Below are 21,380 nucleotides of genomic sequence, written 5' to 3'. Positions count from 1 at the left end.
CCGACGGGCGGGTCGGCGGGGCGGTGCGGCGGACGGGCAGGGTCCCGCGGACGGCTCCGGCGTGAGCCGTCACCCGGTCGAACGCGGGGCCGCCCCGGACGTCACGGGGCGGCCGGCAGGTCCCGGTAGACCTCGGCGACGGCACGGGGGCCCGGCAGGGCGGCCAGCTCCTCCAGGGTGAGCGGCCGGCCGGCCGGATCGGCTACGGGCAGCCGCCAGTTGGGGTACTCGTCGACCGTGCCGGGCAGGTTCTGCGGGCGGCGGTCCCCCACCGTGTCGGGCAGCCAGACGCCCAGCAGCTTCGCCGGGGTGAGCGCGAGGAACCGGTGCAGGCCGAGCACCTCCCGGCTCGGCACCTCCCCGGTCGGCGGGCAGGGTTCGCCGGGTGCGCCGAGTGCGCCGGCCCGCTCCGCCTCGGCGAGCCAGCCGGCGCTCTCGGCCGCCGCCGCGGCCGCGGCCTGCTCCACCGGTTCGGCGAGCAGGCCGAGCTTCTCGTGCAGGCCGACGTGGTCACCGTCCAGCCAGGCGGCGGTGCTGGGCAGGTCGTGGGTGGTGAGGGTGGCCAGGCAGCCGTCGCGCCACTCCTCGGGCGGGAGCGGACCGGAGCGCTGTTCCGAGCCCCCGAGGTACTCGAAGCGCAGCACGGACGTACCGAGGATCCCCCGGTCCGTCAGCTCCTCGCGGACTCCCCGCTCGACGGTGCCCAGGTCCTCGCCGATCACCATGCTGCCGGCCCGGTACGCCTCCAGGGCGAGCACACCCAGCATCGCCTCGTGGTCGTAACGGACGTAGGCGCCCTCGGCGGCCCGCGCCCCGGCGGGTACCCACCAGAGCCGGAACAGCCCCATGATGTGGTCCAGCCGCAGCGCGCCGGAGCGGTGCAGCGTGCCGCGCAGCACCTCGGCGAACGGCGCGTACCCGGCCTCGGCGAGCGTGTCGGGCCGCCAGGGCGGCAGGCCCCAGTCCTGGCCGTGCGGGTTGAAGTCGTCGGCCGGGCAGCCGACCGTCATGCCCTCGGCGAGGTAGCGCCGCAGGCTCCAGGCGTCCGCGCCCTCGGGATCGACGCCGACCGCCAGGTCGTGCATGAGCCCGATGGCCATGCCCGCCCCGGTCGCGGCCCGCTGCGCCTCGCCGAGCTGTTCGTCGACCAGCCAGGCGACCCGGCGGTGGAACTCGATCCGGCCGGCCAGCTCGCGCCGGGCGGCGGCGACGTTGGGCCCGTCGGGGCTGCGCAGCCCGGCGGGCCAGGACCGCCACCGGGTGCCGTGCACCTCGGCGAGGGCGCACCAGGTCGCGAAGTCGGTCAGCCCCGGCCCCTCCGTATCGGTGTACCGCCGGTAGGCGGCCTGCCGGGCCGCGTCGAGCGGTACCCGGTGGAGGAGTTCCAGGGCGCGGAACTTGAGGTCGCGGACGGCCGCCCGGTCGATCAGTGCGCCGGTGAGGACGGCCTCGCGCAGCCGGCCCCCGCTCGCGGCCAGCTCCTCGACGGCGGCCCGGTCGGCGGGTGACAGGGCCGCGTACTCGGGCACCGCCTCGATGCGCAGGTTCATCGGGTCGGGGTAGCGCCGGCTGCTGGGCCGGTACGGGGACGGGTCGGGCAGCGGGCCGGGCACGTACGCGTGGAGCGGGTTGAGCTGGACGAAGTCGGCGCCGAGGGCGCCGGCCCAGCGGCCCAGGTCAGCCAGGTCGCCGAGATCGCCCATGCCCCAGGAGCGCGCGGAGAGCACCGAGTAGAGCTGGGCCAGGAATCCCCAGCCGCGCCCGGCGGGACCGGCCAGCCGGGTGGGCGCGACCAGCAGCGGGACGGCCTCCCGCCGCCCGGCCCGCTCGGCGTGGAGGGTGTGGCGGCCGACCGGGAGTTCGGCGAGGTCCGTGCCGAGGTCGCGGACGGGCCTGGTCCGGCCGTCCTCGGTCTCGACCAGCAGGTCGGTGCGGAGCGGTGTCCGCAGGTCGGCGCGCGGGCGTCCGGAGCGGAGCACGACGCTGGGCGGGAGCAGGCGCTCGGAGAGGGCGCGCCGGCGCTCGGAGAGGGCCGCCCGGACGGAGCCGCCGGTGGCGGCGTCGACGCCCAGGGCGGCCAGCACGGCCCGCAGCGTGTCCGGGGAGGTCTCGATCCGTCGGCCGACGTCGGTGGTCCAGTGGGTGGAGACGCCGTGCAGTTCGGCCAGTTCGGACAGCTCACGCGTGGGCGACATCGGTCGGGCTCTCCCGTCGGTCGGTGGTGGATGGGGCTGCGGGCCGGTCAGCGGCGGGTCGGCCGGCGTCGGGTCGGCCGGCGTCGGGCGGGAAGAACCGTTCGAGCACCACCGCGACCCCGTCCTCCTCGTTGCTGGGGGCCGTTTCGTCCGCGCGGCGCCGGAGTTCGGCGTGGGCGTTGCCCATGGCGACTCCGTATCCGGCCCACTCGATCATCGGGATGTCGTTGGGCATGTCGCCGAACGCGATGGTGTCGGCGGGGGTGAAGCCGAGCAGGGCGGCCGCGGCGGCCAGTCCGCTCGCCTTGCTGACTCCGGCGGGGAGCAGCTCCACCAGCCCCTCGCCGGAGTGGGTGACGGCGACCTCGTCCGCGCAGACCCGTCGGGCCAGCGCGGCGAGCTCGTCGTCGCCCAGGTGGTCGTGCCGGATCAGCACCTTGTCGACGGGCCGCGCCCAGAGGTCGTCCGGGCGCTCGGCCAGTCGCCAGCCGTGCCGCAGGCGGCTCTCGAACCCCGGTGTGACCAGGAAGTCCCCGGTCAGGCCGGCGGTCACCACCGCGAGTCGCAGCGGCCCCGCCTGCTCGGCGATGCGCGCGACCAGCGGTCGCACGGTCGGACCGTGCAGGCCCTGCGAGGACAGCAGCCGGTCGGCGCCGACGTCGTAGAGCTGGGCGCCCTGGCCGCAGACCGCCAGTCCCCGGTAGTCGAGTCGTTCCAGCAGGGTCCGGCAGCCGGCCGCTGCCCGGCCGGTGACCACCAGGTGGAGGGCGCCGGACGCCTCGGCCCGCGCGAGCGCGGCCCGCGTCCGGGCGGAGAGGCTGAGGTCGCCGCGCAGCAGGGTCCCGTCCAGGTCGGTGGCGACCACCCCGAAGGGCGGCGGACGGCGGCGGGTGGGTGCGGTCATGGGTCAGTCCCTCTCCAGTCCGGCGCCGACCGGCGTGACCCGCCGGGGGGTTTCCAGCGGGCACTCGTCCCAGGCGGAGCGGCCGTCGCGCAGCCGCAGCAGGAGGACCAGCGGCCCCGGCGGCCGCTCCCGCAGCACGGTGGTGAAGTACCCCTCGGCCCCGGCCAGCCGGTGCTCGCCGGTCGGCAGTACGAGCAGCACGCTCTCGGCGTGCGGCAGGCGGTAGTCGATCCGCAGGCCGTCGCCGACCGGCTCGACCAGGCAGCGCCCGTCCACGAGGGCGGTCCGGCCCGGGTCGTCCAGGAGGACGGCGAGTTCGGCGCAGCGGGCGAAGTCGGCCCTGGCGTACGCGGCGGCGAACAACTGCTCCAGCGCGGTCCGGTCCACCGACGGCACACATCTGCGGTAGTTCGCCAGGTCACCGCGGCCGAGCGCCGATTCGGCGATCTCGCGCCGGTGGGTGACCCAGTCGGTGTCGGCCAGGCTCTCGAACCAGCCGTACCCGGCGGCCCGCTCCGGCGTCAGTCCGGGCAGGACTCCGGCGGCGGCGGCCGCGAAGGTCGCCAGCCGGGTGGTGGCGGCCTTGCGCCAGGTGAAACGGCGGGCGAGCGCACGGGAGTTGTCGGAGAGGCGGCGGTACTCGGCCGGGTCCTCGCGGTGGATCCGGGCGGCCTCCAGGATCCGGTCCGCCAGGGCGGCGGCGAGCAGCGGGTCGTCCTCGGTGAACGAGCGGGGGACGGCGAAGCCGGTGGCGTCCGGGTGTTCGCGCGGCAGGTGGTGCCGGTAGTGGGTGGTGACCTCCTGTGCGGTGCCGATCGGCACCGCGCCGCAGGCCATCAGCTGTCCCTGGGCGATCAGGAAGGAGTCCAGCTCGAACTTGGACGGGAAGAGGCAGAAGTCGGCCGCCACGGCCTCCCGGTGGAGCACGTCCTCACCGGCCATGGACCAGTCCAGCCGGACCCGCCCGGGGTGACGGTTCGCGACCTCCTCGAAGAAGGGGTCGCCGACCGGGCTGACCACGCCGTCCCCGCCGGCCGCGACGGCGCAGCGGACGACGAAGTTGACGTCCGGGTCGACGGCGAGCACGGCGTCGATCGCCCGGAACAGCTCGACCTGCCCCTTGTGGTGCACGGAGAAGCGGGCCACGTGGTAGAAGGTCGGCAGGGCCGGGTCCAGCCCGCGGGCGGTGAGCAGTCGCGCGCGGTCGGCCCCGGCCGGGTCGCGGGCCAGCCAGCCGTCGGGCACGGCGCAGCCGCCGACGAACTGGCGGGCCGCCGACTCCCGGACGATCCGCGCGACGGTCAGGTCCTGGAAGGCGCGTTCGAAGGGCGTGTCCCGGAAGGTGGAGTAGAAGTCCAGCTGACCGGGGGTGAGGAAGTCCAGCAGGTCGCAGTTGGCGGCGACGAGCGCGTAGTAGCCGATGCCGTCGGCGGTGGGGCGGTCGGCCAGGTGGGTGCTGGGCAGTTGGGAGGTCATCGCCGCGGCGAGCCGGCCGGTCGCCGGCGGGTCGGCGAGCGCGTCCAGGTCGGCGTCGGTGTCGAACAGTTCCAGCAGCCGCTCCAGCTGCGGCCGGTGGACCTGCTGGTTGATCGGCATGTTGCTGGCCAGGGTGCTGACCACCAGGAAGCGCGGGTCGGTGCGCAGCACCGGCGGCAGCAGGTAGTGGTAGTAGGGCTCGTAGGCCTGCACCACCGCCGGCTCCGCGCCCAGGTCGAGGTGGGCGCGCAGGAAGCGCAGGCCGGAGACCTGGAAGACGAGCGGCTTGAAGAAGGCCAGGTCGTGGCCCTCGCTCGTGCGGGCCGGGTAGATCCGCTCGGGCAGCAGGTCGAGGTACTCGTCGGACAGGAAGTAGATGTCGACGCCCTCGTGCCGGAGCCGGTGGGCGCGGGTGGTGAGCCGCAGTTCGAGCTCGGCGGGGTGGCCGGGCCAGACGGCGCGGTCGAGTACCAGCGGCACGGTGTGCCGGTCGACGTGGTCCAGTTCCTCCAGCTCGTAGTGGGCCCTGAGGTGTTCGAGGCAGCCGTGCGCCGGGGTGATCACGGAGACGCGGTGGCCCTGGTCGGCGAACTCGCGGGCCAGGTTCCACACCAGTGAGGCGAGGCCGCCACGCATGAGGCGGATGTCGAAGCCCACGCTCTCGAAGGCGAATTTGACGATGTGCACCGCCGGGTCCTCTCTGTCGTCGCGTCGGTCGTGCTGTCTCAGGCCTCGCCGGGGGCGTGCAGCGTGAGCAGGGTGTGCGCGGCCAGGGTGGCGGCGTCGGTGATCCGTCCGGACCGGACGAGGGCGCGCCATTCGTCCGGATCGGCCCAGCGCTGGACCATGTCCGCCTCGGAGGCCTCCCGCTCCGGCTCCCCCGCCGTCAGCTGCTCCGCCAGGAAGACGTGGCAGCCCTGGCTGGAGTAGCCGTAGGCGACGTGCAGCCGGCCCAGGTAGGTCATCCGGGCGGCCCGCAGGCCGGTCTCCTCGCGCAGTTCGGCGCGGGCCAGGTCGAGCGGGGCCTCGCCGTGGTGGCCCTCGGGCCAGGAGCCCTGCGGGAACTCCCAGTACCGGCCGCCGGCCGGGTAGCGGTACTGCTCCACCAGGTGCACCCGGCCGTCCTGGCGGGGGACGACCAGGGCGTAGTCGGGTTTGTCGACCACCCCGTACCGGCCGGCGCTGCCGTCGGCCCGTTCGATGTCGTCCTCGCGGACGGTCATCCACGGATTGCGGTAGACCTCGCGGGAGCGGACGGTGCGGATCACGGGTTGTCCTCCAGCAGGGCTCGGGTGCCCTCGGCGACTCCGCGCACCCGCAGGCCGTGGGCGGCCAGGAAGCCGGCCAGCCGGTCGCTGGTCAGGCAGGTGTTGGTGGGGCGGCTGGCGTAGCGGCCGGCGGCCTTGGGCACCTTGCGGACCAGCGAGCGGGGCACGCCGAGGCCGTCGGCGACGGCCTCGGCCCAGGCCGCCCGGGAGATCCGGTCGGGGCCGCCCAGGTGCAGCAGCGGGGGCGCCGCGCCGGCCAGCGCGGCGGCGGTGACGGCGGCGACGTCCTCGACCAGGACGGGTGTCGTCCACTGGTCGTCCGGGGCCTCCACCGGCTCGCCCCGGCGCAGGCTGTGGGCGCAGGCCGAGAAGAAGTTGAGCCACTTCCCCGCGTCGGCCGGCTCCCAGCCGTAGATCAGGCTGACCCGCAGCACGGTGGCGCCGGGTGTGCGTCCGACGATCCGCTCGGCCCGCAGCTTGGCCCGGCCGTAGGCGTTCGCGGGGGTGGTGGGCGCGTTCTCGTCGTTGGCCGGCGAGCTGCCGTCGAAGACGTTGTCGGTGGAGATCAGCACCGTCCGGCAGCCGGGTGCGGCGGCCGTGAGGTTGGCCGCCGCGGCCGTGTGCAGGTCGGCGGCGCGTTCGGGGTTGGCCTCGCACCAGGTCACGTCGGAGGGGCCGTGCACGAGCACCAGCCGGACCGGGCGGACCTGCTCCACCACCCGGGCGCAGGACCGGGCGTCGGCCGCGTCGAGCGCCACCCAGGGGGCCGGCGGGGCGGTGAGCGGGTGCCGGGAGGCCAGCACGGGGCGGTCGCCGGAGGCGGCCAGCCGGGTGGCGACGGCGCGTCCGACGAAGCCGCTGCCGACGATCAGGGTGCGGGTCACCGGGCGGCCACCGCCTGCCGGGCGGTGCCGCGGGCGGTGAGCAGCCGGCCGGCGCCGATCAGCCCGTGGTCGTCGTCCGGCTCGCCGAGGACGACCATCCGGCCGATCTCCTCGGCGCTCAGGCCGAAGCAGCCGAGCCGTCGGAGCTCCTCGGTGAGCAGTTCGACGAAGCGCGGGCCGACGGCCAGGGCGAAGCCGCCCATCAGGACGTAGCGCCGTACGCCGATCGAGGCGAAGACCGAGGTGATCGCGGAGGCGAGGTGGGCGAGGCCGCCCCGCAGCACGGCGGTGGCGAACGCGTCGCCCGCGCGGACGGCGGCGACCAGGGCGCGGTTGTCGAGCCGCGCGGGGTCGGGCGCGTCCTGCGCGAGCCGGGAGCCGGCGTAGCCGGCCGGGTCGGCGAGGGCCGCGCGGCGGGCGGCGGCCTGCATGCCGCGGCCCGAGGCGATGGCGCCGAGGTGGCCGCGTCCGCCGCAGTCGCAGCGCGGTGCCCGCGGGGACGGGTCGCTCGTCCAGTGGCCGAGCTCGCCGCCGTGCCCCTCGGGGTCGAGCAGCACCTCCCCGGCGCGGTAGACCTTGCTGCCGATCCCGGAGCTCACCGTGATCAGGCAGAACGGCTGCCGGCCCTCGGTGGCGACGTACCGCCAGACGGCGGCCGTCAGGTCGTTGACGACGACGACCGGGAGGCCGAGCCGCTCCTCCAGCAGCAGGCGCAGCGGCAGCGGTTCGCCGCGGCCGCCCCAGACGGTGGGGGCGGTCATCACCCGGCCGTCGGCCGTGACGGGGCCCGCGAAGGCGAGCGCCAGGGCGCTGCTGCGGTGGCGCCGCACGGCCCGGCCGGCCAGTTCGGACAGTTGCGCGACGATCCGGTCCTGCAGTTCGGGCACCGGCGCGCCGGGGTGACGGTCCATGCCCTCGGTGGGGGTGCGGCGGACGTCGGTGAGCGCGTCGGTGGCGGTGTCGTAGCGGGCGATCCGCAGGGTGGTTCCGCCGAGGTCGGCGACGGTGAAGGCGGACTCAGACACGGGCCCCTCCCCGGGCGTACTCCATGGGCTGCACGTAGCCGTCCTCCAGGACGACCGCCGAGTCGATCTCGGCTCCCGCGGGCACGCTCGCGCCGGGCAGCAGGACGCTGCGGCGCACCACCGCCCCGGCGCCGATCCGCACGCCCGGGAAGGCGACGCTGTGCTCGATCCGGCCCTGGTTGGCCAGGTCGGCGGGCACCACGCTGCGCTCGACGCCCGGGGCCCGGACGACCAGGCCGCGCGCCGTGGCGGGCCGGACCGTGAGCGGCAGCCGGTCGAGGGGCAGGGTCGGGCCGTCCCCCACCATGGCCAGGTGGGCCCGGTGGTAGCGCTCGACGGTGCCGATGTCCTCCCAGTGCCCGGGGACTTCGTGACCGAGGATCCGCTCGCCCCCGGCGAGCATGGCGGGGATGACGTCGCGGCTGATGTCGTGCTGCCAGTCGGTGCCGTCGAGGTGCTCCAGGTAGCGGTGCAGCACCGTCGCGTCGAAGACGCAGAAGGCGGCGAACACCAGGTCGCTGGTCGGCTCGGCGGGCTTCTCCACGAAGCCGGTCAGCCGCCCTGCGGCGTCGAACTCGACCATCCCGAAGAGGTGGACGAAGCGGCGTTCGATCCGCTGGTAGGCCACGGTGAGCGCGGCGCCGGTGCGGCGGTGCCGCTCGATCAGCGGGCGGTAGTCGAAGCGGTAGACGTGGTCCGCGTGCAGCACCAGCACCTCGCTGGTGCCGGGGCCGAAGACGTAGCGGGCCTTGCGGATCAGCGCGTCCGCGGTGCCCCGCTCCGGCGGCCCGGCGGGGCGGACGAGCGCGCTCGCCCCGCCCTCGCGGTACGCCCGGTCGTAAGGGCCGAAGTGCACCCGGAAGCCGGGGCGCCACCACGTCCGGTGCAGGTCGTCCATCAGCTGCTTCTCCTCGTACTGGGAGAGCAGCAGCACCTCGCCCAGACCGGAGGCGGCGGCGTTGGCGAGCGAGAAGTCGATCAGGCGGCAGGCGCCGCCGAAGGGCACCAGCGGCTTGAGCCGGCCGTGGCCGAGCCGGCCCATCCGGCGGCCCTCGCCGCCGGCCAGCAGGACGGTGCGCACGGAGTCAGCCATGTCGGATCACGTCCCAGGTCGCGCGGCCGGTGGTGAGGGTGAGCAGGAAGTGCAGGTCCTCGCCGGGGGCCGGCAGCGGGCAGGTGAACACGTCGCCCTTTCGGTCGAGCTGGTGCACGATCACCTGCCGGCGGCCCGGTCCCGGCGGGGCGAGCCGGACCAGTTCGACCCGCTCGGCGTGCGGCAGCCGGTAGACGATCGAGCCGTCCTCGACGGTGCAGCGCCCGTCCAGCCTGGCGCGCAGCGCCGGGTCGCGGTCCGCGGTCGGCTCGCAGCGGACGAAGTCGGCACGGGCCCAGGCCGCTTCGAACAGGGCGCGGTCGGTCGCCGGGTCCGGTTGGTGGCAGCGCCGGTGGGCCTCGGCGTCGCCGAGCCGGGCGGCGGCCTCGGCCACCGCGGCCCGGTCGCTCTCGTACGCCTCGTCCGGCAGCAGGTCGAACCAGCCGTGCCGGAGCACGCGGTCCAGGCCCAGTTCCGGCGAGTGTCCCTCCCAGAGCGGGGTGAAGGCCGCCACGTGCAGGTCGGCGGCGTGACTCCAGGTGAACCGCCGGGCGTTGGCGACCGCGTTGGCGCGCAGCCGGCGGTACTCCTCCGGCCGCTCGCGCAGCAGTGCCGCGGCCTGGTGGATGCGCCGGGCGAGGGCGTCGGCGAGCAGGGGGTCGTCCTCGGCGAACGAGCGGTTGACGGCGAAGCCGGTGGCCCGCTCGGCCTCGGGGCCGGCCAGCGGGTCGGCGACGTGTCCGAAGTGCGCCATGCCGCGCTGGGCGGTGGCGATCGGCACCGCGCCCGCGGCCATCGCCTCGCCCTGGGCGATCAGGAAGGTGTCCATCTCGAACTTGGACGGGAAGAGGCAGAAGTCCGAGGACGCCGCGTACTCGACGATCCGCCGCTCGTCGACGCGCTGCCACTCCAGGTGCACGCGGCCCTCGTGGCGTCGCACCACGTCGTGGACGTAGGGGTCGTCGATCCCGGAGTCGCTGATGCAGCGCAGCACGAAGTTGGCGTCCAGGCCCTCGTTCAGGACCCGGTCGACGGCGCGGAACAGTTCGACCTGCCCCTTGTGGTTCACCGCGTAGCGCGCGTTGTGGAAGAAGGTCGGCCGGGCGGGGTCGAGCCCGAGCCCGCCCAGCACGGCGGCCCGGTCGACGGCGGGCGGCTCGCCGGTGGTCCAGGTGTCGCCGACGGCGCAGCCGCCGACGAAGCTCTTGTGGGCGTTGCGGCGCACCGTGTCGTGGATCGGCAGCCGGGTGAAGAGCTGTTCGAAGGGGGTGTCGGCGAAGTCGGTGTAGAACTCCAGGTGGCCGGGTGAGAGGAAGTCGACCAGGTCGGCGTGGTCGGCCACCAGGTCGTACACCCGGACGTGCCCCGGGCCGTACTCGTAGTGCAGGTGCGTGAGCTGCTGGTAGCCGCTCATCACCTGCTCGTGCTCGGTGAGGGGGTGTCCGGCGTCCTCGGCGGGCAGCTCGACCCCGGCGCCGAGGAACTCCAGCAGCCGTTCCACCTTCGGGCGGTAGACCTTCTTGGTGATCGGCATGTTGCTCTGCACGGTGCCCACCACCAGCTTGTCCGGGTCGTGGCGGAACGCCGCGGGCATCAGGTAGTGGTAGTACGGCTCGTGGGCGTGCAGGACGGCCTTCTCCTCGGCGAACCGCTCGCGCACGAAGCGGATGCTGTCCACCTGGTAGGCGAGCGGTTTGAAGAAGACCAGGTCGTGGCCCTTGCTCTGGTAGGGCGGGTAGAACCGGTCGGGCAGTTCGTCGAGCAGCCGGTTGGAGAGGAAGTAGAGGTCGACGCCGTCCAGGCGCAGCAGGTGCGCGGTGGTGGTCAGCGGGATCCGCACCTCGGCGGGGAAGCGCTCGCCCCAGGTCTGCGGGTCGAGGACGAGGGGCAGCTCGTACTCGTCCCGGTAGTCCAGGGTCTCCAGGTCGTGGAGGCGCCGCAGGTCGTCCAGCCGGCCGTGGGCCGGGGTGACGATGGAGACGCGGTGGCCGCGGTCGGCCAGCGCCTTGGAGAGGTTCCAGAGGTAGACGGAGGTGCCGCCCTGGATGAGGCGGTGGTCGAAGCCGCCGCACTCGAAGTAGGTCTCGATGATGTGCACGGGTGTCAGTCCTTCGCCGCGGAGGCGGGGAGGCGGGCGGCCTCCACGGCGTGCCGCAGGTTGATCGCCGCGTGGTAGGCGCGGTCGTGGGCGTACGCGTAGTCGAGTTCGTGGACGAGCCGGCGCAGCCGCAGCAACCGCCAGGCGGGGTGGCCGGCCAGCGGCCGGCCGTCGGTGATCAGCAGGTCGCCGGTGCGGGCCGCCCAGAGCCGGGCGGCGGACGTGAGCCGGGCCAGCTCGGCGACGTGCCGGGGGGTCCAGCCGGGGGTGTCCGGCGCCGCGCCGGCGGCGAGCAGCAGCGCCGTCCGGCAGGTGTCCTCGGGGTCCGTCCGGAGCGTCCGGGCCGCGTGGTCGGCCAGCTCGTCGGCGGTGAAGATCTCCAGGCCGCGTTGCAGGGCGGCGAGGTCCTGCCAGGGCGACTGCGCGGTGGACGGGTCGGCCGGGTCGGTCTCCGGGGTGGAGAGGTCGATCACGCACAGCTCCCAGCTGCCGTCCGCGCGCTCGCGGCGCAGCAGGTGGGACAGGTGCAGGTCGCCGTGGCAGGGGCCGGCCGGCCAGGGCCGCGGTGGCAGGGCGGCGATCCGCGCCAGCTCGCGGTCGAGACCGGCGGCGGCGGCCTGCCGGACGGCGACGGGGAAGCGGTCGTCGTCGAGGATCAGCGGGCGCAGCGCGGCGGTCCGCCCGGCGGTCTCGGCCAGGAAGTCGCTCGCCGGGAACTCCGGGTGCGGGCCGAGCCGTTCGGCCAGGTCCCGGTGGAACTCGTGGAGGAACCGGCCGGTCGCGCGCAGCGGCCCGGCCAGGGCGCGCTGGGAGTCGGCGACGGCGTCCTCCGGGTCGGCGCCGGCGTGCAGGAGGGGCCACATGGCGCGGATCGCGGCGCTCAGCGGAACGTTCAGGCCGTCGCCGTCGACGTAGCGGTAGAGCACGCCGAGCGGCTCCCGGCGGCCGGTGGCGGTCTCCACGTAGGCGTAGTCGCCGGCCGGCTGCTGGGTCCGGCCGCCCGGTGCCATCAGGCGGAGCAGCTCGGGCTCGCGGGTGCCGACGCCGATCCGCCGGTACGTCTTGTGGGCGTGCGCGGCGCCGCCGAGGTCGAGCAGCGAGAGCGCGTTGGAGGACCAGCCCGGGTCGAACGGCAGCCGGCCGCGGTACTCGGCGGGGTCGCCGCGGAACTCGATCAGGTTGCCCCGGGCGGTGGGCAGTCGCAGGCCGTTCCGCAGGGCCCGGACGACCAGTTCGTCGTACTCGGGGGTGCGGTCGGCGCCGCGGCCGGGGTCGTCGTCCATGACGGGCACGAACCAGCGGCCGGTGCGCTCGCCGGCGGGGGCGACGATCAGCAGGCGGACGGTCTCCAGCGTGGCCTGGTCCAGGAGTTCGAACCGCCCGGCGCGGCGGCCGGTCTCGTCGATCCAGGAGGCCCGGCGCAGGAGGTCGACCGTGGCCGGCGGAAGGCTGCCGAGCAGCAGGGTGTCCATGTTCAGCTCCCGGTCATCTCGTAGCGGTCGACGCCCCGGTGCCACACCAGCAGGGCGAGTGCCGCCAGGGCGGCGGTCACCACCGGCAGCCAGCGCAGCAGGTCCGTCGCTCCGAAGAGCAGGTAGGACGCGGGGGCGTAGGCGGTGAAGGCGTAGGGCAGCAGCCAGGTGAGCAGCCACCGCAGGGAGGGGTGGTACAGGTCGAGGGGGTAGCCGGCGAAGTCGCCCAGCTGGTTGGCGGCGTACAGGGCCGGGAAGCTGTTGGTGGTCCAGAAGGACAGCGCGGCGAACGCCGTCTTGATCGAGGCGAGGATCAGGGCGCCGCACAGCACCAGCAGCGGGACGAGCAGCAGCCGGCCGGTGCTCGGGCCGAGGTCCAGCCGGTCGGCGGCGTACCAGGTGATGGCCACGCCGGTGACCAGCTCGCCGAAGCCGTCCGGGTAGAGGAAGCGTTCGGACAGCAGCGCGTACAGCGGGTGGACCGGCCGGATCAGGTACCGGTAGAACTCGCCGGACTGCACCAGGCGCCGTGCCAGGATCCACAGTTGGTCGGTGAACAGCCGGTCCAGGCCGCGCGGGAGGAGCGAGAACCCCAGCAGGAACAGCACCTGGTGGAAGTTCCATCCCGCGATCAACGGGACCTGCCGGAACACCATCCCGACCACGGCGAGCTGGCCGCCCACCCGGAGCAGCAGGCCGCCCGCCCCGAGGGCGAAGTCCATCCGGTACTCGGTCAGCCGGTGCAGGCTGACGCCGCTCAGGTACCAGGTCAGCCGGGTGTAGCGGGCCGCGGTGGTGAACGCGCTCATCCGCCCAGCACCTCCACCCTGCGGACGGCCCCGCGCCAGGCGAGGGCGGCCAGGCCGGTCAGGCCGACGGCCCAGCCGGCCTGACCCGCCAGGATCCCGGCGGCCTCGGCGGGCCCCCGGTAGTGGCCGAGCAGCAGCCGCAGCGGTCCGTCGACCAGGGCCTGGAACGGCAGCAGGTGCGCGACGGCGGCCAGCGGCCCCGGCATCAGGGCGAGCGGCACGACCTGGCCGGCGAAGAACGCGACCACGCTGTCCTTGACGATCCGCACGCCCCAGATGTTGGTGGTGACGAAGCCGGCCAGGCCGACCAGCAGGTTCACCCCGAACCCGATCACCAGCGAGAGCCCGGCGGACAGCGCGAACAGCAGCCCGCCCGCCCAGCTCGGCGCGGACAGCGGCAGCAGCAGCGCGTACAGCAGCACCACCGGGACGGCGACCGTCCCGGCGTTGACCAGGGAGACCGGCAGGCCGGCGGCGAACCGCGCCAGCGGGTAGCTGACCGGGCGCAGCAGCGAGACCGCGATGTCGCCGCGCTGGACCTCCCCGGCCACCTCCTCGTCCACCCGGCTGGCCTGGAGCAGCGCCAGCATCTGGGCGAGGAGCACGTACGTGGTCAGCTCGGGCAGGTCGTACCCGCCGGGCAGACCGCCGGTGCGGCCCGCGTACACCGCGCGCCAGAGGAAGACCTGGAGGCCGACGGCCGTGGTCGCGGTGACCGCGTTGATCACGAAGGTCGAGCGGTACTGCAGCAGGCCCTGCAGGGCGGCGGCGGCGAACGGGGTGTAGCGGCGCCAGGTGACGGCGAGCGGGGAGCGGCGGTGCCAGGTGGCGGCGGCCGTCACAGCAGCGCCTCCCGGGGCTCGGCCCGACCGGTGTAGATCCGGCGGAGCACCGTTTCGAGGTCGGGCTCGGGGGCGACGCAGTCGGTGACGTCGAAGTGCTCCAGCAGGAAGCCCATCACCTCCCGGGCGGACGAGTGCCGGGTCGGGTACTCGACCCGGATCCGTCCGCCCTCGACCGGCCGGGCGGTCACTCCCGGCAGCCTGTCCTCGATCATCGCGATCGCCTGGGCCGGCGCGGGCCAGCCCTGGTGCTCGAAGACGACCGCCCGGGTGTCGGCGGCGCGCAGCAGCTCGTGCACGGTGCCCTGGTGCACCACCTCGCCCCGGTTGACGACCAGGACCTGGTCGCAGATCGAGGTGATGTCGCCGATGTCGTGGCTGGTGAGCATGACGGTCGTGCCGAGTTCGGCGTTGACCCGGTTGACCAGTTCGCGCACGGCCTCCTTCAGGACCAGGTCCAGACCGACGGTCGGCTCGTCGAGGAACACGACGGCCGGATCGTGCAGCAGGCTCGCGGCCACCTCGGCGCGCATCCGCTGGCCGAGGCTCAGCTGCCGCACGGGAGTGCTGCCGAGGGCGTCGAGGTCGAGCAGCTCGCGGTAGAGCGCCATGTTGCGCCGGTAGACCGGGGCGGGGATCTCGTGGATGCGGCGCAGGATCCGGAAGGAGTCCGGGACCGGGAGGTCCCACCAGAGCTGGCTCCGCTGGCCGAACACCACGCCGATGTTGGCGGCGTTGCGGCGGCGCTCCCGGTACGGCTCCAGGCCGGCCACCAGGCAGCGGCCGGAGGTCGGGTTCATGATCCCGGTCAGCATCTTGACGGTGGTGGACTTGCCCGCGCCGTTGGCGCCGATGTAGGCGGCCCTGGCGCCGGCCGGGATCTCGAAGGAGACCCCGGAGACGGCGCGCACCAGGCGGTGCTCCCGGCTGAACAGCGTGCCGAGGCTGCCGAGCAGACCGGGCCTGCGCTCGTAGACCTTGAACTCCTTGACCAGGTTCTCCGCGACGATCACCGGCCGGCCTCCGTGACCTGCTCCAGGGCGCGCCCGAGCAGGGTGATGCCCTCCTCCAGGAGCGCCCGGTCGATGGTGAACGGCGGGGCGAGCCGGATGATGTGGCCGCCGAGCGAGGTGCGCAGTCCGAGGTCGAGGGCGGCGAGGTAGACGGCGCGGGCGATCTCGGGCGCGGGCTCCCGGCTCTCCCGGCTGCGGACGAACTCCAGCCCGTGCAGCAGTCCGAGCCCGCGGACGTCGCCCAGGACCTCGAACCGGGACTTGAGTTCGGCCAGCCGGTCGTCGAGCAGCGCGCCGAGGGTGCGGACGTTCTCGATCAGGGTGTCGCGGGCCACCACCTGCAGCGTGGCCTTCGCGGCGGCGATGCCCAGCGGGTTGTTGGCGTAGGTGGAGGCGGTGGATCCGGCCCCGGCCGCCCGCGGGTGGCGCAGCACCTCCGCGCGTCCGGCCAGGACGGCGAACGGGAAGCCCGAGGCCATGCCCTTGGAGAGGGCGACCAGGTCGGGCTGGACGCCGAAGCGCTCGCTCGCCAGGAAGCTGCCGGTACGACCGCCGCCGGTGAGGACCTCGTCGGCGACCAGCATGACCCCGTTCTGCCGGGCGCTGTCGGCGATCTGCTCCCAGTAGCCGGGCGGCGGCACGATGACTCCGGCCGCGCCGAGCACCGGCTCGAAGACCAGCGCCGACACGTTGGACTTCTCGGTGATGTGCCGCCGGACCAGCGAGGCGCACCGCACCCCGCAGGAGGGGTACTCCAGTTCGAGCGGGCAGCGGTAGCAGTACGGCGAGTAGCCGAGGATGCTGTTGCCGGCGTGGGCCTGGTTGCCGATGTCCCAGTGCACCAGCATCCGGGCGCCCTGGGTCTTGCCGTGGAAGCCGTGGCGCAGCGCGCCGATCCGGTTGCGGCCAGGGTCGGCGACGGCCTGCACGGCGCGCAGCGCGGCCTCGACGACCTCGGCCCCGGTCGAGAAGAAGCCGTAGGTGTCGAGCTGTTCGGGCAGCAGGCGGGCGAGCAGCTCGCACAGCTCGGCCCGGTCGGCGGTGGCGAAGTCGTGGACGTTCCACAGCCGGCCGGCCTGCTCGGTGAGCGCCGCGACCACCTCGGGGTGGCAGTGGCCGAGCGACTGGGTGAGGGTTCCGGCGGCGAGGTCGATGTACTGGTCGCCGTCGAGGTCGGTGAGGACGGCGCCGCTGCCCTCGACGAACACCCGGCGCCCGAGGGCGGACTCCTCCGAGGCTCCCGGCGCGAGGCGGACGGCCTCCCGGGCCAGCAGCTCGCTCTGGCGCGGGCCGGTCACCGGGCGCCGCCCATCGGGCCGACCTCGAAGACCAGCAGTTGGAGGTCTTCGTCCGAGGCGTTGGCGAGGCCGTGCTCGCCGTATGCCCGGTTGGGGACGACGTCCCCGGCCCGGACCTCGAACTCCTCGCCGTCCAGGGTCATCAGGCCCCGGCCGGACAGGATCACGTAGGTCTCCTCGTCGTCGGCGTGGCGGTGCAGGCCGATCGAGGTGCGGGGCGGCAGCACCACCAGGTCGATGAAGGCGACGGGGGCCGGGGCGCTCTCGCCGTGGTAGGCCCGGTGGGCGAGGATCGTGCCGGCACCCCCGTGGTCGGCGTTCACCCCTCGGAGCAGGCCCTCGTGCAGGTTGGACACCCGGCTGCGGGTCACACCACGGGCCGGCGGCGGTTCGGCGGGACTCATCTCGGTGCGGGCTCCTGTCGGGGACGGGACGGACGGGGCGGACGGGTCGTCCGTCGGCGGGCCGGGTTCAGTGCGCGACGGCGAGCGGACCGGGGAGGGTTCCCGGGCGGACGGCCAGGGCGTCCAGCGCCTCCTCCAGCGCGGCGGCCGGGATGTCCTCCAGGTCGTCGACGAAGACCGCGGAGCCGATGCCGTCGGGCACCACCAGGTGCAGCCGGCGCCCGCGCCGCTCCCAGGACGCTCTCAGGGCCCGCTGCATCAGCTCGGGCGTGCAGGTCTGCGGGTCGTACACCGGAAGGCCGAGGCGGGAGATCAGGCGGACGATCCGCTCGCAGTCCTCGGCGCCGATCACGCCGAGCACGCGGGCGAGTTCGCTGGAGATCGCCATGTCGACGGCCACCGACTCACCGTGGGCGATCCGGTAGTCGCTGGCCGTCTCGATCACCGGCCCGAAGGTGTGCCCGAAGTCGACCAGCCGCGCCAGGTCGTGCTCGCGGAGGTTCGGGCAGAGCTCCTCCATCATCAGCGCCATGGAGGTGCGCAGTACGTAGTCCTCGACGCCGCGCCCACCGTCGGCGGCCAGCCACGAGGGGGGCGGGCAGGGCTGCCGGAAGACCTCCGGGCACTCCTCCAGGGCGCGGAACAGCTGCGCGTCCTTGATGATCGCCATCTTGGCGATCTCCCCCAGCCCGCAACGGATCTGGCGCGCGGGCAAGGTCCGGAGGAAGGCCGGATCGTTGATCGACGCGTGCGCCGGGTGGTACGACCCGAGCATGTTCTTGGTGCCGAGGGCGTTGACCCCGGTCTTGACGCCGACGCCGACGTCGACCTGGCCCACCAGGGTGGTGTTGACCTTGATGTAGCGCACGCCCCGGCAGTAGACGGCCGCCGCGAAGCCCACCGTGTCGCAGGTGACGCCGCCGCCGACGGCGATCATCACGCCGCGCCGGTCCAGCCCGGCGGCCTTGGCCTCCGCGCAGATCCGCTCGACGGAGTCCATGGTCTTCTGTGCCTCGCCACCGCCGATCACCACCACGCTCCAACTGCCCGGCGCCAGACGCTCGGCCAGGTAGCGGCGTAGCTGTTCGCCGTAGAGCCGGTCCACGGACGGGCCGAGGAAGGCGATCACCCGGCGCCCTTCGCAGTACTCGGCCAGCAGCGGGTTCCCCGGTGCGAACACGCCGTCGGTGAGGTCGACGCGGTACGAAGTCCCCTCCGGTGCACGGAGCGCGAAGCCCCCGTCGTCGGCCCGCACCCCGTGCCCGGCCCATGCTGTCTGCTCCGCCACAACGCTCCTCGGATCGGCCGGTCCCTGACCGGACGTGCCGTCAACTGCGGTAACGGGCCAGAGTTAAACAGTTGATAGCCAGATATGGCAAGGATCTTCAGAAACTTGCAGCAATCTCTTGCAGCGGCTTGGGGCCGGTGCGAGCATCGAGGCTCCGCCACCCGAGGAGTCCTCAGATGACCGCACCCATGACGGCGCCGGCCCCCGCACGCACACGTTCGGACTGGTGGGAGGACGCCGTCATCTACCAGGTCTATCCGCGCAGCTTCGCCGACAGCGACGGCGACGGCTGCGGGGACCTGAACGGAATCCGCGACCGTCTGGGCCACCTGCGGGAGCTGGGTGTCGACGCGCTCTGGATCTCGCCGTTCTACACCTCACCGCAGGCCGACGGCGGCTACGACGTGGCGGACTACCGCGCCGTCGACCCGGTGTACGGCACGGTCGGCGACGCCGACGCGCTGATCACCGACGCGCACGCCCTCGGCCTGCGGGTGATCGTCGACGTGGTCCCCAACCACTGCTCGGACCAGCACCCGTGGTTCCTGCAGGCACTGCGCGAGGGCGCCGGCTCCCCGCTGCGGTCCCGGTTCCACTTCCGCCCCGGCCGCGGCCACGGCGGCGAGGAGCCGCCGAACGACTGGATCTCCCTGTTCGGCGGCCCCGCCTGGACGAGGACCACCGAACCCGACGGCACCCCGGGCGAGTGGTACCTGCACCTCTTCGCCGCCCAACAGCCCGACCTCAACTGGGACTCCACCGCCGTCCAGGACGAGTTCCGGTCCATCCTGCGGTTCTGGCTGGACCTCGGTGTGGACGGATTCCGGGTCGACGTCGCGCACGGCCTGGTCAAGGCCCCGGGCCTGCCCGACCTCGGGCGCTACGAACAGCTCGGGCTCCTCGGCGAAACGTCGGTACCGTACTTCGACCAGGACGGCGTCCACGAGATCTACCGGTCCTGGCGCGGCCTGCTGGAGGAGTACCCGGGCCAGCGGATCGCGGTGGCGGAGGCCTGGACCCGGACCCTGGACCGCACCGCCCGCTACGTCCGCCCCGGCGAGCTCCACCAGGCCTTCAACTTCAAGTTCATGAACGCGCCCTGGGACGACGTCCGGCTGCGCGAACTGATCACGACGTCCTTGGCCGCCATGGGCAGCGTCGACGCCCCCACCACCTGGACGCTCTCGAACCACGACGTCATCCGGCACGCCACCCGGTACGCGGAGGGCGACCCGGCCCGCGGCCTGCGCCGGGCCCGGGCCGCCGCGCTGCTGATGCTCGCGCTCCCCGGCTCCGCGTACCTCTACCAGGGTGAGGAGCTGGGCCTCCCCGAGGTCACCGACATCCCCGACGAGGTCCGCCGGGATCCGGCGTTCCACCGCGCCGACGGCGGCCACGGCATGCGCGACGGCTGCCGGGTCCCGCTCCCCTGGTCCGGCACCCGGGCCCCGTACGGCTTCGGCCCCGTGCCCGGCGGCCCCTCCTGGCTGCCGCAGCCCCCCGCGTGGGCCGACCTCAGCGTCGAGGCGCAGACCGGCGATCCGCGATCCGTCCTGGAGCTGTACCGCAGCGCGCTGCGCCTGCGCCGGACCCATCCCGCGCTCGGCGCCGGCCGGTCCGTCGAATGGCTGGACCTGGCACCCGGGGTGCTCGCGTTCCGGCGCGACAGCGACCAGGGCGCCGTGGTCTGCGCCGTCAACACCACCGACGCACCGGTCCGCGTCACCGACGGCGGACTCGGTGCCCTCCTGCTCTGCTCGGCCGAACCGCCGGTCACCGAGCACCCCGGCGAGGTGCTGCTGGCAGCCGACAGCACCGGCTGGTGGCTGGCCGGCTGACGAGCGGCCCCGGGGGCTTCTGGCTGCCGTCACTCTATCGGCGACGCCAGAGCTTGTCATCGGATCGATGACGCGCTACAAAGGTGTCAGGTGAAGCGCACTGGCCCCCTGATCCTTCTGGAGGTGTTTCGCGATGCTGATGCGCACCGACCCGTTCCGCGAACTGGACCGTCTGACCCAGCAGTTCCTGAACACGACCGGCACCTGGTCACGTCCGACCCCGATGCCGCTGGACGCCTACCGCACCGGCGACGAGTACGTGATGTGCTTCGACCTGCCGGGTGTGAGCCCGGACGCGATCGACATCGACGTCGAGCGGAACATGCTCACCGTCAAGGCCGAGCGCCGTCCCCGCCCCGAGGGCGACGACGTGAAGTGGGAGCTGTCCGAGCGCCCGCTCGGGATCTTCTCCCGCCAGGTGATGCTCTCGGACACCCTGGACCCGGCCGGGATCAGCGCCGACTACGACGCGGGCGTGCTGACCCTGAGGATCCCGGTCGCCGAGAAGGCCAAGCCGCGCAAGATCGCCATCGGCCACAGCGGCGCCCCGAAGCAGATCCAGGCCTGACCCGCACCCCCGGAGCCGTTCCGGGCCGCCCCGCCCCCTCCCCCCGCGGGGCGGCCCGGACGACCTCGCTACGACCTCCTCCTCGGCCGCCCCGCACCACGGCACCGCTCCTGATGACACGTCCCGCACCGCGCGGGCCCCTCTCCCCCGGAAGGCCACCGTCATGACCCGGCACCGCCACCTGATCCAGCAGGTCCGCGCCCTGGGCCGCTACCCCACCGACGAGGAAGCCGAGCGCGTCCTCACCGCGGTCCTCACCGTCCTCGGCTCCCAGCTCACCGGCGAGGAGCGCTGCGACCTCGCCGCGGCGCTTCCCGAGCGGGCCCGCGCCCTCTTCGCCGCCCAGATCCCCCTTCCCGAACCGGTCACCGCCCCCGCCTTCGTCGAAGCCGTCGCCCGCAACCTGGGCACCAGCCTCACCGCCGCCCGCTGGGACACCTCCTCCGTCCTGGCCGCCCTCGGCGACCTCGCCGACGACCGGCTCACCGACCGCCTCCTCACCCACCTGCCCCGCGGCTACGCACTGCTGTTCGGCCGCGCGGACCTGACGATCGCCGCCTGAGCGGCCCCGCGCGCCCAGGCGTCCCCGCCCCGGCCGGGCGCCCGTTCCGGAAGCTCGACCTGCCGCCCGGAGTCGCCGTGCGCGGACCAACGGCGACCGGTCAGAGGTCGGCCCGGCCGCCGCGGACCACGCAGGAGGCGCTGTTCTCCCAGCCCCACCCGTCACCGTCGGGGTCGGAGGAAGCGCTCACGCAGTACGGGTAGCCGTTCGGCGCCCTGGTCGGCAGCGGGGACGGGGTACTGCCGGTGTCGGCCCGGCCGCCGCGGACCACGCAGGAGGCGCTGTTCTCCCAGCCCCACCCGTCACCGTCGGGGTCGGAGGAAGCGCTCACGCAGTACGGGTA

The 21,380-nt window shown here is 74.2% G+C and carries 19 protein-coding genes; 3 read left to right on the top strand and 16 right to left on the bottom strand.

Translation table 11 applies throughout. The annotated features are described in order from the left end of the window. Positions 1 to 101: 101 nt before the first annotated feature. The 15 genes from malQ to ACZ4UX_RS27235 all read right to left on the bottom strand — a co-directional run bounded on the left by malQ (position 102) and on the right by ACZ4UX_RS27235 (position 18,069). Positions 102 to 2,195: a 4-alpha-glucanotransferase gene (gene malQ, locus ACZ4UX_RS27305; protein ID WP_465708637.1), complete on the bottom strand. Its 2,094-nt coding sequence runs from the start codon at positions 2,193 to 2,195 to the stop codon at positions 102 to 104. Next, on the bottom strand, positions 2,179 to 3,099 hold the full coding sequence (locus tag ACZ4UX_RS27300) for an HAD family hydrolase (RefSeq protein WP_465708636.1): 921 nt from the start codon (positions 3,097 to 3,099) through the stop codon (positions 2,179 to 2,181). Before ACZ4UX_RS27300 ends, malQ begins: the two co-directional genes overlap by 17 nt. A 3-nt stretch (positions 3,100 to 3,102) precedes the next feature. Next, on the bottom strand, positions 3,103 to 5,262 hold the full coding sequence (locus ACZ4UX_RS27295; protein WP_465708635.1) for a glycogen/starch synthase: 2,160 nt from the start codon (positions 5,260 to 5,262) through the stop codon (positions 3,103 to 3,105). Between the two features lie 38 nt (positions 5,263 to 5,300). Beyond that, entirely contained in the window at positions 5,301 to 5,843 is a 543-nt protein-coding gene (locus ACZ4UX_RS27290) for an NUDIX hydrolase (RefSeq protein WP_352292716.1), read from the bottom strand. Beyond that, positions 5,840 to 6,727 carry a sugar nucleotide-binding protein gene (locus tag ACZ4UX_RS27285; protein WP_465708634.1) on the bottom strand — a complete coding sequence of 296 codons (888 nt, stop codon included), beginning with the start codon at positions 6,725 to 6,727 and terminating at the stop codon, positions 5,840 to 5,842. Before ACZ4UX_RS27285 ends, ACZ4UX_RS27290 begins: the two co-directional genes overlap by 4 nt. Then, complete coding sequence (locus tag ACZ4UX_RS27280) at positions 6,724 to 7,752, bottom strand: ROK family protein (RefSeq protein ID WP_465708633.1); 1,029 nt, start codon at positions 7,750 to 7,752, stop codon at positions 6,724 to 6,726. The genes ACZ4UX_RS27285 and ACZ4UX_RS27280 overlap by 4 nt, the downstream gene beginning before the upstream one ends. Beyond that, positions 7,745 to 8,845: a sugar phosphate nucleotidyltransferase gene (locus ACZ4UX_RS27275; protein ID WP_465708632.1), complete on the bottom strand. Its 1,101-nt coding sequence runs from the start codon at positions 8,843 to 8,845 to the stop codon at positions 7,745 to 7,747. Before ACZ4UX_RS27275 ends, ACZ4UX_RS27280 begins: the two co-directional genes overlap by 8 nt. Then, the gene (locus ACZ4UX_RS27270) at positions 8,838 to 10,943 is read right to left on the bottom strand and encodes a glycosyltransferase (protein WP_465708631.1); all 2,106 of its coding nucleotides are present in this window, start codon (positions 10,941 to 10,943) and stop codon (positions 8,838 to 8,840) included. Before ACZ4UX_RS27270 ends, ACZ4UX_RS27275 begins: the two co-directional genes overlap by 8 nt. A 5-nt stretch (positions 10,944 to 10,948) precedes the next feature. Next, entirely contained in the window at positions 10,949 to 12,415 is a 1,467-nt protein-coding gene (locus tag ACZ4UX_RS27265) for a hypothetical protein (protein WP_465708630.1), read from the bottom strand. 2 nt (positions 12,416 to 12,417) lie between these two features. Then, positions 12,418 to 13,224, bottom strand: a complete 807-nt coding sequence (locus ACZ4UX_RS27260; RefSeq protein WP_465708629.1) for an ABC transporter permease — start codon at positions 13,222 to 13,224, stop codon at positions 12,418 to 12,420. Continuing rightward, a complete protein-coding gene (locus tag ACZ4UX_RS27255; protein ID WP_465708628.1) occupies positions 13,221 to 14,066 on the bottom strand; it encodes an ABC transporter permease in 846 nt (281 codons plus the stop codon). Before ACZ4UX_RS27255 ends, ACZ4UX_RS27260 begins: the two co-directional genes overlap by 4 nt. Further along, complete coding sequence (locus ACZ4UX_RS27250) at positions 14,063 to 15,079, bottom strand: ABC transporter ATP-binding protein (RefSeq protein ID WP_352292702.1); 1,017 nt, start codon at positions 15,077 to 15,079, stop codon at positions 14,063 to 14,065. The genes ACZ4UX_RS27255 and ACZ4UX_RS27250 overlap by 4 nt, the downstream gene beginning before the upstream one ends. Then, positions 15,076 to 16,377 (bottom strand): aspartate aminotransferase family protein, encoded by a 1,302-nt coding sequence (locus ACZ4UX_RS27245; RefSeq protein ID WP_380386357.1) that lies wholly within the window; start codon positions 16,375 to 16,377, stop codon positions 15,076 to 15,078. The genes ACZ4UX_RS27250 and ACZ4UX_RS27245 overlap by 4 nt, the downstream gene beginning before the upstream one ends. Further along, positions 16,374 to 16,781 carry a cupin domain-containing protein gene (locus ACZ4UX_RS27240; RefSeq protein WP_329485294.1) on the bottom strand — a complete coding sequence of 136 codons (408 nt, stop codon included), beginning with the start codon at positions 16,779 to 16,781 and terminating at the stop codon, positions 16,374 to 16,376. The genes ACZ4UX_RS27245 and ACZ4UX_RS27240 overlap by 4 nt, the downstream gene beginning before the upstream one ends. 67 nt (positions 16,782 to 16,848) lie before the next feature. Continuing rightward, complete coding sequence (locus ACZ4UX_RS27235; protein ID WP_396489113.1) at positions 16,849 to 18,069, bottom strand: sedoheptulose 7-phosphate cyclase; 1,221 nt, start codon at positions 18,067 to 18,069, stop codon at positions 16,849 to 16,851. Positions 18,070 to 18,245: 176 nt separating this feature from the next. Between ACZ4UX_RS27235 and ACZ4UX_RS27230 the strand changes: the two genes are divergently transcribed. The 3 genes from ACZ4UX_RS27230 (at position 18,246) to ACZ4UX_RS27220 (ending at position 21,037) form a co-directional block, all read left to right on the top strand. Continuing rightward, on the top strand, positions 18,246 to 19,907 hold the full coding sequence (locus tag ACZ4UX_RS27230) for a glycoside hydrolase family 13 protein (protein ID WP_465708627.1): 1,662 nt from the start codon (positions 18,246 to 18,248) through the stop codon (positions 19,905 to 19,907). Positions 19,908 to 20,040: 133 nt separating this feature from the next. Beyond that, the gene (locus tag ACZ4UX_RS27225) at positions 20,041 to 20,475 is read left to right on the top strand and encodes an Hsp20/alpha crystallin family protein (RefSeq protein WP_352292694.1); all 435 of its coding nucleotides are present in this window, start codon (positions 20,041 to 20,043) and stop codon (positions 20,473 to 20,475) included. Between the two features lie 163 nt (positions 20,476 to 20,638). After that, a complete protein-coding gene (locus tag ACZ4UX_RS27220) occupies positions 20,639 to 21,037 on the top strand; it encodes a DUF2267 domain-containing protein (RefSeq protein ID WP_352292692.1) in 399 nt (132 codons plus the stop codon). A 100-nt stretch (positions 21,038 to 21,137) separates the two neighbouring features. Here the strand turns inward: ACZ4UX_RS27220 and ACZ4UX_RS27215 are convergent. Continuing rightward, the coding region (locus tag ACZ4UX_RS27215) for a carbohydrate-binding domain-containing protein (RefSeq protein ID WP_465708626.1) at positions 21,138 to 21,380 on the bottom strand (243 nt) is incomplete at its 5' end.

Source organism: Kitasatospora sp. NPDC028961 (assembly GCF_055564815.1).
This window is presented reverse-complemented; position numbering and strand designations above follow the sequence as displayed.